The 14,832-nt window shown below is 70.8% G+C and carries 9 protein-coding genes and 1 tRNA gene; all 10 read left to right on the top strand.

What is annotated here, in order from left to right:
• The first annotated feature begins 249 nt into the window (after nt 1–249).
• The 10 genes from rpoB to ACIGZJ_RS10875 all read left to right on the top strand — a co-directional run bounded on the left by rpoB (nt 250) and on the right by ACIGZJ_RS10875 (nt 14,776).
• Nucleotides 250–3,726: a DNA-directed RNA polymerase subunit beta gene (rpoB, locus tag ACIGZJ_RS10920; RefSeq protein ID WP_387949072.1), complete on the top strand. Its 3,477-nt coding sequence runs from the start codon at nt 250–252 to the stop codon at nt 3,724–3,726.
• A gap of 101 nt (nt 3,727–3,827) precedes the next feature.
• Nucleotides 3,828–7,721 (top strand): DNA-directed RNA polymerase subunit beta', encoded by a 3,894-nt coding sequence (locus tag ACIGZJ_RS10915; protein WP_392941189.1) that lies wholly within the window; start codon nt 3,828–3,830, stop codon nt 7,719–7,721.
• A gap of 181 nt (nt 7,722–7,902) precedes the next feature.
• Nucleotides 7,903–7,976, top strand: a tRNA-Met gene (locus ACIGZJ_RS10910).
• Between the two features lie 194 nt (nt 7,977–8,170).
• The gene (locus ACIGZJ_RS10905; RefSeq protein ID WP_396456901.1) at nt 8,171–8,839 is read left to right on the top strand and encodes a hypothetical protein; all 669 of its coding nucleotides are present in this window, start codon (nt 8,171–8,173) and stop codon (nt 8,837–8,839) included.
• A gap of 130 nt (nt 8,840–8,969) precedes the next feature.
• The gene (locus ACIGZJ_RS10900) at nt 8,970–10,118 is read left to right on the top strand and encodes a sensor histidine kinase (protein WP_396456900.1); all 1,149 of its coding nucleotides are present in this window, start codon (nt 8,970–8,972) and stop codon (nt 10,116–10,118) included.
• On the top strand, nt 10,115–10,804 hold the full coding sequence (locus tag ACIGZJ_RS10895; protein WP_396456899.1) for a response regulator: 690 nt from the start codon (nt 10,115–10,117) through the stop codon (nt 10,802–10,804). Before ACIGZJ_RS10900 ends, ACIGZJ_RS10895 begins: the two co-directional genes overlap by 4 nt.
• Before the next feature lie 151 nt (nt 10,805–10,955).
• Nucleotides 10,956–11,564: a hypothetical protein gene (locus ACIGZJ_RS10890; protein WP_396456898.1), complete on the top strand. Its 609-nt coding sequence runs from the start codon at nt 10,956–10,958 to the stop codon at nt 11,562–11,564.
• A gap of 108 nt (nt 11,565–11,672) precedes the next feature.
• Nucleotides 11,673–12,413 (top strand): SIR2 family NAD-dependent protein deacylase, encoded by a 741-nt coding sequence (locus ACIGZJ_RS10885; RefSeq protein ID WP_396456897.1) that lies wholly within the window; start codon nt 11,673–11,675, stop codon nt 12,411–12,413.
• A 113-nt stretch (nt 12,414–12,526) separates the two neighbouring features.
• Nucleotides 12,527–13,741, top strand: a complete 1,215-nt coding sequence (locus ACIGZJ_RS10880; RefSeq protein ID WP_396456896.1) for a cytochrome P450 — start codon at nt 12,527–12,529, stop codon at nt 13,739–13,741.
• Between the two features lie 36 nt (nt 13,742–13,777).
• Entirely contained in the window at nt 13,778–14,776 is a 999-nt protein-coding gene (locus ACIGZJ_RS10875; RefSeq protein ID WP_396456895.1) for an ADP-ribosylglycohydrolase family protein, read from the top strand.
• Nucleotides 14,777–14,832 lie beyond the last annotated feature (56 nt).

Genomic DNA, 14,832 nt, shown 5'->3' with positions numbered 1-14,832 from the left:
GTCCGGGCGAGTGCAGTACCCGGTGGGCGTACGCGTCCGCCGGCTACCGGGAGGAGTCTCCGATTCGGCTTCCGAATCAGAGCTGGACAGCAGTGTGCCGTTTGGCTACACTGTCCCTTTGCGCTGCCTGTTAGCTGCTCCGTGACTCGTCGCCCGGAGCGTGCACTGCCCTGACCTGGGAGTTCTCCCTCGGCAAGGCCCGGCCGGTACGCGCGTAGTGAGCTCCGAGCCCTCGGAAGGACCCCCCTCTTGGCCGCGCCGCGCAACGCCTCGAACAATTCCGCCGCATCCACCGCCCCGCTCCGCGTCTCGTTCGCGAAGATCAAGGAGCCCCTTGAGGTCCCGAACCTCCTGGCCCTGCAGACCGAGAGCTTTGACTGGCTGCTCGGCAACGCGGCCTGGAAGTCCCGGGTCGAGGCGGCCCTGGAGAGTGGTCAGGACGTCCCCACGAAGTCCGGTCTGGAGGAGATCTTCGAGGAGATCTCCCCGATCGAGGACTTCAGCGGGTCGATGTCGCTGACCTTCCGCGACCACCGTTTCGAGCCGCCGAAGAACTCCATTGACGAGTGCAAGGACCGCGACTTCACGTTCGCGGCCCCGCTCTTCGTCACGGCCGAGTTCACCAACAACGAGACCGGTGAGATCAAGTCTCAGACGGTCTTCATGGGCGACTTCCCGCTCATGACCCACAAGGGCACGTTCGTGATCAACGGCACCGAGCGTGTCGTCGTGTCGCAGCTCGTCCGCTCCCCGGGTGTGTACTTCGACTCCACCCTGGACAAGGTGTCCGACAAGGACATCTACTCCTGCAAGGTCATCCCCTCGCGTGGTGCCTGGCTGGAGATGGAGATCGACAAGCGCGACATGGTCGGCGTCCGCATCGACCGCAAGCGCAAGCAGTCCGTCACCGTGCTGCTCAAGGCTCTCGGCTGGACCAACGAGATGATTCTCGAGGAGTTCGGCGAGTACGAGTCGATGCGCGCGACCCTGGAGAAGGACCACACCCAGGGCCAGGACGACGCGCTGCTCGACATCTACCGCAAGCTGCGCCCCGGCGAGCCGCCGACCCGTGAGGCCGCGCAGACCCTGCTCGAGAACCTCTACTTCAACCCGAAGCGCTACGACCTCGCGAAGGTCGGCCGCTACAAGGTCAACCGCAAGCTGGGCAACGCCGAGTCGCTGGACTCCGGCGTGCTCACCGAGCCCGACATCATCGGTGCGATCAAGTACCTGGTGAAGCTGCACGCGGGTGAGACCGAGTGGCAGGACGGCGCCGGCCGCGACATCGTGGTCGAGGTCGACGACATCGACCACTTCGGCAACCGTCGCCTGCGCAACGTCGGCGAGCTCATCCAGAACCAGGTCCGTACGGGTCTCGCCCGTATGGAGCGCGTCGTGCGCGAGCGCATGACGACCCAGGACGTCGAGGCGATCACGCCGCAGACCCTGATCAACATCCGGCCGGTCGTCGCCTCCATCAAGGAGTTCTTCGGCACCAGCCAGCTGTCGCAGTTCATGGACCAGACGAACCCGCTGTCGGGCCTGACCCACAAGCGCCGTCTGTCCGCACTCGGTCCCGGCGGTCTCTCCCGTGAGCGCGCCGGCTTCGAGGTCCGTGACGTGCACCCCTCGCACTACGGCCGCATGTGTCCGATCGAGACCCCGGAAGGCCCGAACATCGGTCTGATCGGGTCGCTGGCCTCGTACGGCCGGGTCAACGCCTTCGGCTTCATCGAGACCCCGTACCGCAAGGTCGTCGACGGTGCCGTGACCGAGCAGGTCGACTACCTCACCGCCGACGAGGAGGACCGCTACGTCATCGCGCAGGCCAACGCCCCGCTGACGCCGGAGCTGACCTTCGCCGAGCCGCGTGTCCTGGTCCGCCGCCGTGGCGGCGAGATCGACTACATCCCGGGCACCGAGATCGACTACATGGACGTCTCGCCGCGCCAGATGGTGTCGGTCGCGACCGCCATGATCCCGTTCCTCGAGCACGACGACGCCAACCGCGCGCTCATGGGCTCGAACATGATGCGCCAGGCGGTGCCGCTGCTGAAGAGCGAGGCCCCGCTGGTCGGCACCGGCATGGAGTACCGCTGCGCGGTCGACGCCGCCGACGTGATCACCGCCGAGAAGTCGGGCGTGGTCCAGGAGGTCTCGGCCGACTACGTCACCGTGGCCAACGACGACGGCACCTACACCACGTACCGGGCCGCCAAGTTCACCCGCTCCAACCAGGGCACCGCCTTCAACCAGAAGGTGCTCGTGGACGAGGGCTCCCGGGTCGAGGTCAACCAGGTGCTGGCCGACGGCCCCTGCACCGACTCCGGCGAGATGGCCCTCGGCAAGAACCTGCTCGTGGCGTTCATGTCGTGGGAGGGTCACAACTACGAGGACGCGATCATCCTGTCGCAGCGCCTCGTGCAGGACGACGTCCTCTCCTCGATCCACATCGAGGAGCACGAGGTCGACGCCCGTGACACCAAGCTCGGCCCCGAGGAGATCACCCGGGACATCCCGAACGTCTCCGAGGAGGTCCTCGCCGACCTCGACGAGCGCGGCATCATCCGGATCGGCGCCGACGTCGTCACCGGCGACATCCTGGTCGGCAAGGTCACGCCCAAGGGCGAGACCGAGCTCACCCCGGAGGAGCGCCTGCTCCGCGCGATCTTCGGTGAGAAGGCCCGTGAGGTCCGCGACACCTCGCTGAAGGTGCCGCACGGTGAGTCCGGCAAGGTCATCGGCGTCCGCGTCTTCGACCGCGAAGAGGGCGACGAGCTGCCCCCGGGCGTGAACCAGCTGGTCCGCGTCTACGTGGCCCAGAAGCGCAAGATCACCAACGGTGACAAGCTCGCCGGCCGCCACGGCAACAAGGGCGTCATCTCGAAGATCCTGCCGGTCGAGGACATGCCGTTCCTGGAGGACGGCACCCCGGTCGACATCATCCTCAACCCGCTGGGTGTCCCGTCCCGAATGAACCCCGGGCAGGTCCTGGAGATTCACCTCGGGTGGCTCGCCAAGCAGGGCTGGGACGTATCCGGCCTCGCCGACGAGTGGGCCCAGCGCCTGCAGGCGATCGGCGCCGACACCGTCCAGGGCGGCACCAACCTCGCCACCCCGGTCTTCGACGGCGCCCGCGAGGACGAGATCACCGGCCTGCTGGACAACACCACCCTCACCCGTGACGGTGAGCGCCTGGTGAACTCCACCGGCAAGGCCCGCCTGTTCGACGGCCGCTCCGGTGAGCCGTTCCCGATGCCGGTCTCGGTCGGCTACATGTACATCCTCAAGCTGCACCACCTGGTCGACGACAAGCTGCACGCCCGTTCGACCGGTCCGTACTCGATGATCACCCAGCAGCCGCTCGGTGGTAAGGCGCAGTTCGGTGGTCAGCGCTTCGGTGAGATGGAGGTGTGGGCCCTCGAGGCGTACGGCGCGGCCTACGCGCTGCAGGAGCTCCTCACCATCAAGTCCGACGACGTGCTCGGCCGCGTGAAGGTCTACGAGGCCATCGTCAAGGGCGAGAACATCCCCGAGCCCGGCATTCCCGAGTCCTTCAAGGTTCTCATCAAGGAAATGCAGTCGCTCTGCCTCAACGTGGAGGTGCTGTCCTCGGACGGCCAGTCCATCGAGATGCGGGACTCCGACGAGGACGTGTTCCGCGCCGCCGAGGAGCTCGGCATCGACCTGTCCCGGCGCGAGCCGAGCAGCGTCGAAGAGGTCTGACGGAGGTTGGGCCGGCTGCCCGCTGAGCAGCCGGCCCGCCCCCAGGCCCCCCTCAGACCACATGAACGACTCTCGACTTACGAAAGAGGGCTTGACGACCAGTGCTTGACGTCAACTTCTTCGACGAGCTCCGCATCGGCCTGGCCACCGCCGACGACATCCGCCAGTGGTCGCACGGCGAGGTCAAGAAGCCGGAGACCATCAACTACCGCACCCTGAAGCCGGAAAAGGACGGGCTCTTCTGCGAGAAGATCTTCGGCCCGACCCGGGACTGGGAGTGCTACTGCGGTAAGTACAAGCGCGTCCGCTTCAAGGGCATCATCTGTGAGCGCTGCGGCGTCGAGGTGACCCGCGCCAAGGTGCGCCGTGAGCGGATGGGCCACATCGAGCTGGCCGCCCCGGTCACCCACATCTGGTACTTCAAGGGTGTCCCGTCCCGCCTGGGCTACCTGCTCGACCTGGCGCCGAAGGACCTCGAGAAGGTCATCTACTTCGCCGCCTACATGATCACCTGGGTGGACGACGAGCGCCGCCAGCGCGACCTCCCGTCCCTGGAGGCGCACGTCTCGGTCGAGCGCCAGCAGATCGAGAACCGCCGCGACTCCGACCTCGAAGGCCGCGCCAAGAAGGCCGAGACCGACCTGGCCGAGCTGGAGGCCGAGGGCGCCAAGGCCGACGTGCGCCGCAAGGTGCGCGAGGGTGCCGAGCGCGAGATGAAGCAGCTGCGCGACCGCGCGCAGCGCGAGCTCGACCGCCTCGACGAGGTGTGGGCCCGCTTCAAGAACCTCAAGGTCCAGGACCTCGAGGGCGACGAGCTGCTCTACCGCGAGCTGCGCGACCGCTTCGGCACCTACTTCTCCGGCTCGATGGGCGCGGCGGCCCTCAAGGACCGCCTCGAGACCTTCGACCTGGCGGAGGAGTCCGAGCGCCTGCGCGAGATCATCCGCACCGGCAAGGGCCAGAAGAAGACCCGTGCGCTCAAGCGCCTCAAGGTCGTCTCCGCGTTCCTGCAGACCACCAACAAGCCCAACGGCATGGTGCTGGACTGCGTCCCGGTCATCCCGCCGGACCTGCGTCCGATGGTGCAGCTGGACGGTGGCCGCTTCGCGACCTCCGACCTGAACGACCTGTACCGCCGCGTGATCAACCGCAACAACCGCCTGAAGCGCCTTCTCGACCTCGGTGCCCCCGAGATCATCGTGAACAACGAGAAGCGCATGCTCCAGGAGGCCGTCGACGCGCTGTTCGACAACGGCCGTCGCGGCCGTCCGGTCACCGGCCCGGGCAACCGGCCCCTGAAGTCCCTCAGCGACATGCTGAAGGGCAAGCAGGGTCGTTTCCGTCAGAACCTCCTCGGCAAGCGAGTCGACTACTCGGCCCGTTCGGTCATCGTCGTCGGCCCGCAGCTCAAGCTGCACCAGTGCGGTCTGCCGAAGGCCATGGCGCTGGAGCTCTTCAAGCCGTTCGTGATGAAGCGCCTGGTGGACCTGAACCACGCGCAGAACATCAAGTCGGCCAAGCGCATGGTCGAGCGCGCCCGCCCGGTCGTGTGGGACGTCCTCGAAGAGGTCATCGCCGAGCACCCGGTCCTGCTGAACCGTGCGCCCACCCTGCACCGCCTCGGCATCCAGGCCTTCGAGCCGCAGCTGGTCGAGGGCAAGGCCATCCAGATCCACCCGCTCGTCTGCACCGCGTTCAACGCGGACTTCGACGGTGACCAGATGGCCGTCCACCTGCCGCTCTCCGCGGAGGCGCAGGCCGAGGCCCGCATCCTGATGCTGTCCTCGAACAACATCCTGAAGCCGGCCGACGGTCGCCCCGTCACCATGCCGACCCAGGACATGGTGCTCGGTCTGTTCTTCCTGACCTCGGACCGGGAGAACGTCAAGGGCGCCGGCCGCTCCTTCTCCTCGACCGCCGAGGCCGTCATGGCCTTCGACGCCAAGGAGCTGGACGTCCAGGCCGTCATCGACGTCCGCCTGCCGATCGGCACCGTCCCGCCCCGCGGCTGGACCCCGCCGGTCGACGAGGACGGCCAGTCGGCATGGTTCGAGGGCGAGTCCTTCCGCCTGCGCACCACCCTGGGCCGCGCGCTCTTCAACGAGCTGCTGCCCGAGGACTACCCGTTCGTCGACTACGAGGTGGGCAAGAAGCAGCTCTCCGCGATCGTCAACGACCTGGCGGAGCGCTACCCCAAGGTCGTCGTCGCGGCGACCCTGGACAACCTGAAGGCGGCCGGTTTCCACTGGGCCACCCGCTCGGGTGTCACCGTCTCGATCTCGGACGTCGTCGTCCCGCCGCAGAAGGCCCAGATCCTCGAGGGCTACGAAGCGCAGGCCGAGAAGATCCAGAAGCAGTACGAGCGCGGTCTGATCACCAACGACGAGCGCAAGCAGGAGCTCATCGGCATCTGGACCCGGGCGACCAACGAGGTCGCCGAGGCGATGAACGCCAACTTCGAGAAGACGAACCCCATCTTCATGATGGTGGACTCCGGCGCTCGAGGAAACATGATGCAGATGCGTCAGATCGCCGGTATGCGTGGTCTGGTGTCGAACGCGAAGAACGAGACGATCGCCCGTCCCATCAAGGCGTCGTTCCGTGAGGGCCTCACCGTTCTCGAGTACTTCATCTCGACCCACGGTGCCCGTAAGGGTCTGGCCGACACCGCTCTGCGTACCGCCGACTCCGGCTACCTCACCCGTCGTCTGGTCGACGTCTCGCAGGACGTCATCATTCGCGAGGAGGACTGCGGCACCGAGCGCGGCCTGAAGCTCGCCATCGGCACCGTGGGTGCGGACGGCGTGCTGCGCAAGACGGACGACGTCGAGACCAGCGTCTACGCCCGCATGCTCGCCGAGGACATCACGGTGGACGGCAAGCTCCTTGCCACCGCCAACACCGACCTCGGTGACGTGCTGATCGACGAGCTGATCCGCCACGGCATCAGCGAGGTCAAGACCCGCTCGATCCTGACCTGTGAGTCGGCCGTCGGCACCTGTGCCTTCTGCTACGGCCGTTCGCTGGCCACCGGCAAGCTGGTCGACATCGGTGAGGCGGTCGGCATCATCGCCGCCCAGTCCATCGGTGAGCCCGGTACCCAGCTGACCATGCGTACCTTCCACACCGGTGGTGTGGCCGGTGACGACATCACCCAGGGTCTGCCGCGTGTCGTCGAGCTCTTCGAGGCCCGTACCCCCAAGGGTGTGGCCCCGATCTCGGAGGCGCAGGGCCGGGTCCGCATCGAGGACACCGAGAAGACCCGCAAGCTGGTCGTCACGCCGGACGACGGCACCGACGAGATCGCCTACCCGGTCTCGAAGCGTGTGAAGCTGCTCGTCAGCGAGGGCGAGGCGGTCGAGGTCGGCCAGAAGCTGACCATGGGTGCCACCAACCCGCACGACGTGCTGCGGATCATGGGCCAGCGTGCCGTCCAGATCCACCTGGTCGCCGAGGTCCAGAAGGTCTACAACTCGCAGGGTGTGTCGATCCACGACAAGCACATCGAGATCATCATCCGGCAGATGCTCCGCCGCGTGACGATCATCGAGTCGGGCGACGCCGAGCTGCTCCCGGGCGAGCTCGTCGAGCGCGGCCGCTTCGAGACCGAGAACCGTCGCGTGGTCTCCGAGGGCGGTCACCCCGCCTCCGGCCGTCCGCAGCTGATGGGTATCACCAAGGCCTCGCTGGCCACCGAGTCCTGGCTGTCGGCCGCCTCCTTCCAGGAGACGACCCGGGTCCTCACCGACGCGGCGATCCACGCCAAGTCGGACCCGCTGCTGGGCCTCAAGGAGAACGTCATCCTCGGTAAGCTCATCCCGGCCGGTACGGGTCTGCCCCGCTACCGCAACATCCGGGTGGAGCCGACCGAGGAGGCCAAGGCCGCGATGTACTCGGCCGTCGGCTACGACGACTACGACCTGTCGCCCTTCGGCGCCGGCTCCGGCCAGGCGGTCCCGCTGGACGACTACGACTACGGCCCGTACACCGGCTGAGATCAAGGTCACTGATCGCAGGGCGGTCACCCCTCAGGGGGTGGCCGCCCTGCGGCGTTCCCGGCCGGTCTGCTTTTCTGCCTGCCAGCGGGTGTTTTGCCTGGATTTATGCGGGTCTTCGGGGGTGGAGGGGAATCGATTAGGTTCCCTGGTCATCTTCGCGTAGAGTCGTGTTTACCGACGCGGGGTGGAGCAGCTCGGTAGCTCGCTGGGCTCATAACCCAGAGGTCGCAGGTTCAAATCCTGTCCCCGCTACAAAGAGAAGGGCCCGGAGGCATCAAGCCTCCGGGCCCTTCGCTGTTGTCCGGTCGCCTCCGCCGACCGCCTCCGCCGGGCGCCTCCGCCGCACGGGGGAGGCGGGGAGACCGCCCGGGCGGGGGAGGCGGGGGCGGGCCGCGGCGGGGGAGTCTCTTGGCGTCGAGGACGGATGACGTGAAGGGGAGCCGGAGATGAAGCGGGCGCTGGGGGCGATGGCGATCACCGTGGCGGTACTGGGGGGCATGTCGGGCTGCCTGTTGGACGACGAGGAGCGCCGGGACGTCGGGTACGGGGTGGCCGAGCCGGTGCGGGTGCTGGTGGTCGAGGGGCACACGGGCGGGATCACCGTCCGCGGCGGTGGGGACGCGGTGCGGGTCACCGAGCACCAGAACTACCGGGGCGCCGCGCCGCGGAGCAGCCACGTGGTGCAGGACGGCACGCTGACGCTGACCTACGACTGCGACGACTGCGGGGTCGGCTACGAGGTGGACGTGCCGGCCGGGACGCGGGTGCGGGTCGGTTCGGAGACCGGCGGGGTGCGGCTGAGCGGGCTGGCCGGCGAGGTGGAGGCGAAGGTCGGCACCGGCGGGGTGGAGGCGAGCGGGCTGACCTCGCGGGTGGTGCGGCTGACCACCGGGACGGGCGGGATCGAGGCCTCGTTCGCGGCCGGCCCGGACACCGTGGAGGCGCGGGCGGAGACCGGCGGGGTCACGGTGCGGGTGCCCGCGGGGCAGGCGTACGCGGTGGACGCCACCGCGGGTACGGGCGGGGTGTCGGTGGAGGTGCCCCGCGAGCCCGGTGCGGCGCGCAGCATCACGGCGCGTACCGGGACCGGGGGAGTGACGGTCCGCGGTGCCTGAGCGGGCCGTACCGGTGGCACTGCCGGTAGGGCATGATCTTCTCCGCGGGGGCGGTCTCCCCGGGTTCGGGGGGATGGTGGACGAGGACCGGTTCACGCGCGGGCGGGCCTTGCGGGCCCGGTTCGCCGGGGTGAGTCCGTACGTCCTGGACGGCCTGTTGGCGCTGGGCTCCGCGGCGGTCTCGCTCTGGTCGGTGTACCACGACGACGGCCACTGGGGCTGGTGGGTGTACCTGCTGGCGCTCGGGACGGCGGCGCCGCTGCCCTGGCGGCGGCGGGCCCCGGTGACGGTGCTGGCGCTCAGCGGCGGGGTGTCGGCGGCGCTGTCGGTGGTGGCGCACCCGGCGATGCCGCAACTGCCGCTGTACGCGGTGATCACCGTCTACACGGTGGCCGACCGGGCGCGGGACACCCAGCGCTGGGCCGTGCTGGCCGTGGTGGTGGCCGCCAACGTGGTGGGCACCCGCTCGCCGAACGGCATGCTGTTCTCCCTGCTGACCTCGGTCGGCGCGTTCGTCTTCGGCTCGCTGGTGCGCGAGCTGAGGCGGCTGGCGCAGGTGGAGACCGAGCGGGCCCGGGAGGCCGGGCAGCGGGCCGCCAGCGACGCGGCGCGCGCGGTGTCGCAGGAACGGGCCCGGATCGCCCGGGAGATGCACGACATCCTGGCGCACGCCGTCTCGCTGATGGTGATCCAGGCGGAGGCCGGGCCGCTGGTGGTGCACCGCGACCCGGAGCGGGCGATCAAGGCCTTCGACACCATCGCCGACTCGGGCCGCGATGCCATGGTGCAGCTGCGGCGGGTGCTCGGGGTGCTGAAGGAGGAGGGCGCGGCGCCGGAGCTGGCGCCGCAGCCGCGGCTGGCGGAGCTCGCGGGCCTGGTCGGGCGGGTGCGCCAGGCGGGCCTGCGGGTGGAGCTCGAACTGGCCGGGGAGGGCGCCGGGTGGCCGGCCGACGTGGAGGCGGCGGCCTTCCGGATCGTCCAGGAGGCGCTGACCAACACCGTCAAGCACTCCGGCGCGGACCGGGCGGCGGTGCGGGTGGTCCGGGCGGGGGAGGTGCTGGAGGTGGTGGTGTCCGACAACGGGCACGGGGTGCGCCGACGGGCGGACCGCGCGGTGAGCGACTGGTCCGGCGGGCGGGGGCTGGTCGGCATCCGGGAGCGGGCCGCCGCGTGCGGGGGCCGGGCCGAGGCCGGGCCCGGGCCGGAGGGCAGGGGTTTCCTGGTGAGTGCCCGGCTGCCGTTGGGCGCGGCCGGGCTGGCGGAGGAGGTGGGCGGATGACGCCGATACGGGTGGTCGTGGCGGACGACCAGGAGCTGGTGCGGGCCGGGTTCGGGATGATCCTGGACGCGCAGCCGGACATCGAGGTGGTCGCGGAGGCCTGCGACGGGGTCGAGGCGGTCGAGGCGGTCCGGGTGCACGGCCCGGACGTGCTGCTGCTGGACGTCCGGATGCCCGTGATGGACGGGCTGGAGGCGGCCCGCCGGGTGTGCGCGGAGTACCCGGCCACCAAGGTGATCATGCTGACCACCTTCGACATCGACGACTACGTCTTCGACGCGCTGTACGCGGGGGCCAGCGGGTTCCTGCTGAAGGACGTCCGGCGGGACGACCTGGCGCACGGCGTGCGGATGGTGGCGTCCGGGGAGGCGCTGCTGGCGCCCTCGGTGACGCGCCGGCTGATCGGCGAGTTCGCCGCGCGGCGGCCGGGCGGTGCGGGGCAGGGCGCCCAGTCGGTGCGGGCGCCGTCCCGGTTGCTGGAGCAGCTGACGGCGCGGGAGCAGGAGACGCTGCGGCTGCTGGCGCGCGGGCTGTCCAACGCGGAGATCGCCGCAGAGCTGGTGGTCAGCGAGCACACGGTGAAGACGCACGTCAGCAATGTGCTGGCCAAGCTCGGGCTGCGGGACCGGGTGCACGCGGTGGTGTTCGCGTACGAGGCGGGCGCGGTGGTGGCGGGGGAGGGCTGAGGGGGCCGCGGCTGCGGGCCGGGGCTGGGGGCTGGGGCTCCCCCGCGTGGGGGAGGGCGGTACTTCGCCGGTGCGGGCGATCCCCGATGAGGGGTGCGGTGGACAGGATCCGTGGTGTCGCAACGACCCCGCAGAGCAGGAGAGAGAGCACATGAGCGCCTCGCAGACCAGCCGCCTCACCACGTACGCCGTCGTCGGCGCCCCCGCCCTGATGGCGCTGTACGGCGGCATCCGACTGCTGGACGGCTCCCGGGAACCCGGCGCCGGGTGGATGGTCGGCCACAGCCTGATGCTGGTGGGGCTGCTGCTGTTCGTCCCGATCGTCGCCGCGCTGCGGGGGCTGCTCACACCGGGCGGCGCGGGCGGCCGGATCGCGGCCACGGCCGCCGCGGGGGCGGCCTTCGCGGGCCTCGCGGCCTCGGTGGTGCAGATCGGGATCGACCTGTACGTCGGGGCGGTGGCCGTCGACAAGGCCGACCAGCACCGGCTGTTCGACATCGTCCAGAGCAAGCCGGGCGTGCTGCCGGCCTTCTACTCGGTGGGCCCGCTGCTGTTCTACGTCGGCCTGCTGGCGCTGCTGGTGGCCGCCTCGGTCGGTGCGGCGCGCCCGCTGCGCTGGTGGAGCCCGGCGCTGGTGCTGCTCGGCACCGCCCTCACGGCGGCCGACCTGGCCCTGATCGCGCCGGCCGCCGTGCTCTACCTGGTGGCGCTGGCCCCGCTGGCGGGGGCACGCGGCGCCGGGCGGCTCGCGGCGGCCTGAGCCGCGCCGCGGGGCGCCACGGACCGACCGCCCGCCGGGCCGGAGCGGCCCGTGGCGCCCCGGATTTTCGGTGGCGGCCCGGGCCGCCGGGGCCGTACCGTCCGGGGCATGAACGCCAAGCGCCCGCTGATCGCCGTGCTCACCGGCGCCGGGATCTCCACCGACTCCGGCATCCCCGACTACCGTGGCCCGAAGGGCCTTTGGCAGCGGGATCCGCAGGCCCAGCAGCTGGTCACGATCGGCCCGTACCTGGCCGACCCGGACGTCCGCCGGCGGGCCTGGCTGCTGCGCCGGGACGCGGGCGCGCTGGCCGCGGAGCCGAACGCGGGCCACCTGGCGCTGGTGGAGCTGGAGCGCTCCGGCCTGCCGGTACGGGTGCTCACCCAGAACGTGGACGGACTGCACCAGCGGGCCGGTCTGCCCGACCGCAAGGTGCTCGAACTGCACGGCACCGCACGGGAGGTGCAGTGTGTCGGCTGCGGGGTGCGCAGCGGGATGGCGCAGGCGCTGGAGCGGGTGGCGGAGGGCGAGCCGGACCCGGCCTGCCGGGAGTGCGGGGGCGTGCTGAAGCCCTGCACGGTGATGTTCGGGGAGGCCCTCGACCCGGTGGTGCTGGAGCGGGCCGACGCCATCGCGAAGGCCTGCGACCTGTTCGTCGCGGTCGGCACCAGCCTGCAGGTCTACCCGGTGGCCGCGCTGCCGCAGATCGCGCGGGAGTCCGGGGCCCGGCTGGTCGTGGTGAACGGCGAGCCGACGCCGTTCGACGAGGTGGCGGACGAGGTGATCCGGGAGCCGATCTCCACGGCGCTGCCGGCCCTGGTGCGCAGGCTGCTCGCCGAGCGGGGCTGAACCGGGCGGGGGCCGGAGCGGGAGAGGTCAGGGCGGGAAGGGGTTAAACCGGACACGCCGCGTGCGTACGATGATCACTCCGGCTCCCCCTCACGGCCTGGAGTGATCGATCAATGACGACGACGGCGAAGTTCGACCCCTGGTCGGCGGAGTTCGTGGCTCATCCGTACGACGCGTACGCCGAGCTGCGCGAGCACGCGCCCGTGACGTACTACGAGCCCACCGGCCAGTGGCTGGTCTCCCGCCACGAGGACGTCAGCGCGCTGCTGCGGGACCGCCGGCTCGGCCGGACGTACACCCACCGCTTCAGCCACGAGGAGTTCGGCCGACCCGCGCCCGACCCGGCGCACGAGCCCTTCCACACCCTCAACGACAACGGGCTGCTCGACCTGGAGGCCCCCGACCACACCCGGATCCGCCGGCTGGTCTCCAAGGCCTTCACCCCGCGCATGGTCGAAGGGCTGCGGCCGACCGTCCGGCGGCTGGCCGGAGAGCTCGTCGACGATCTGCTCGCGGCCGGAGGCGGCGACCTGATCGGCGCCGTAGCCGAGCCGCTGCCGGTCGCGGTGATCGCCGAGATGCTCGGCATCCCGGAGGCCGACCGCCACCTGCTGCGCCCGTGGTCCGCCGACATCACCGGCATGTTCGAGCTCAACCCCGGCGAGGAGACCGCGCGCCGGGCCGTCACCGCCAGCATCGAGTTCTCCGAGTACCTGCGCGTCCTGATCCGCGCGCGCCGGGCCGAGCCGGGCGACGACCTGATCAGCGCGCTGATCCGGGCCCAGGAGGGCTCGGACGCGCTCAGCGAGCAGGAGATGGTCTCCACCTGCGTCCTGCTGCTCAACGCCGGCCACGAGGCGACCGTCAACACCACCGGCAACGGCTGGTGGGCGCTGTTCCGCAACCCGGACGAACTCGCCCGGCTGCGCGGCTCGGTGGACGCGCTGCTGCCCACCGCCGTCGAGGAGCTGATGCGCTGGGACACCCCGCTGCAGATGTTCGAGCGCTGGGTGCTGGAGGACGTCGAGGTGCGCGGCGTCACCATCCCGCGCGGCTCCGAGATCGCCCTGCTGTTCGGCTCCGCCAACCGCGACCCGGCCCGCTTCGCCGACCCCGACCGGCTCGACCTCGGCCGCGCCGACAACCCGCACATCACCTTCGGTGCCGGAATCCACTTCTGTCTGGGCGCCCCGCTCGCCAGACTGGAGCTCACCGAGTCCTACGGCGCACTGCTGCGCCGGGCGCCGGGCCTGCGGCTGGTCCGCGAACCCGGGTGGCGCCCGGGGTACGTGATCCGGGGGCTGGAGGAACTGCTGGTCGAGATCTAGGGTCCGCCGTGAGGACGGCCCCTGGGAGGGGGAGTTGTGGGCAAGGCGACGGGAACACTGCTGGGTCTGGCGATCGGGGACGCGCTGGGCCGGATGACCGAGTTCCGGACGATCGAGATGATCGCCGCCTACGAGGGGCCGGACTGGCGCGCACTGCCGCTCCCGGACAGGGCGCTCGTCACCGACGACACCCAGATGACGCTCGCCCTCGGGCGCGGCCTGCGCACCGCCCTGGAGCGTGGGCCGCTCGGCCCGCTGTTCCTGGAGCGGCCGGTGCGGGAGGAGTTCGTCGACTGGTGGCGCTCGCCGGAGAACAACCGGGCCCCCGGCGGCACCTGTATGCGCTCCTGCCAGCGGCTCAGTGACGGCCGCCGCTGGCAGCAGGCGAGCGACGTCGGCTCCAAGGGCTGCGGCGCCAACATGCGGGTCGCGCCGATCGGCCTGGTCAAGGAACTGACGGTGCAGCAGCTCTCCGGCGCCGCCCAGCTGCAGTCCGCCCTCACCCACGGCCACCCGACCGCACTCGCGGCCAGTGACCTCACCGCGTACGCCGTCCGCAGGCTCACCGAGGGCCTGGCGCCGTCCGCGCTGACCGCCGAGCTGCGGGCGCACGCGCTGGCCAACCGCACCCGGTACGACGGGTTCTGGCTCGGCGACCTCGCGGCGCACGCCCAGGACCCCTCGCCCGAGCACTTCATCGCCCGCGGCTGGGACGAGTGCCTGGGCGTGCTCGACCGGCTGGACGCGGCGCTCGCGGCACCCGACGCCGAGGCGGACCCGTGCCTGGCCACCGGCGAGGGCTGGATCGCCGAGGAGGCCCTCGCCACCGGCCTGCTCTGCTTCCTGCTGTTCCCGGACGACCCGGTCGCGGCCGTCCGCCGGGCCGCGTACTCCTCCGGCGACTCCGACTCGATCGCCTGCCTGTCCGGCGCCTTCGCCGGCGCCCGGCACGGCGAGGCGGTCTGGCCGGAGTCCTGGGTGGAGCGGATCGAGTACCGGGACGAGCTGCTCGCGCTCGGCGCGCTCTGGGACTGAGGCGCGCTCGGCGGCTGAGGCGCGGTCCGGACTGAGGCCCGGTCACGGGGCGTCGG

It is taken from the genome of Kitasatospora sp. NPDC052868, assembly GCF_044547105.1.
Taxonomy (GTDB): domain Bacteria; phylum Actinomycetota; class Actinomycetes; order Streptomycetales; family Streptomycetaceae; genus Kitasatospora.
This window is presented reverse-complemented; position numbering and strand designations above follow the sequence as displayed.

What these genes read in the sequence shown, in the direction of transcription:
- ACIGZJ_RS10905 (WP_396456901.1), top strand. Translation starts at nt 8,171, where the DNA reads ATGAAGCGGGCGCTGGGGGCGATGGCGATCACCGTGGCGGTACTGGGG.
- ACIGZJ_RS10885 (WP_396456897.1), top strand. Translation starts at nt 11,673, where the DNA reads ATGAACGCCAAGCGCCCGCTGATCGCCGTGCTCACCGGCGCCGGGATC.
- ACIGZJ_RS10895 (WP_396456899.1), top strand. Translation starts at nt 10,115, where the DNA reads ATGACGCCGATACGGGTGGTCGTGGCGGACGACCAGGAGCTGGTGCGG.
- ACIGZJ_RS10890 (WP_396456898.1), top strand. Translation starts at nt 10,956, where the DNA reads ATGAGCGCCTCGCAGACCAGCCGCCTCACCACGTACGCCGTCGTCGGC.
- ACIGZJ_RS10880 (WP_396456896.1), top strand. Translation starts at nt 12,527, where the DNA reads ATGACGACGACGGCGAAGTTCGACCCCTGGTCGGCGGAGTTCGTGGCT.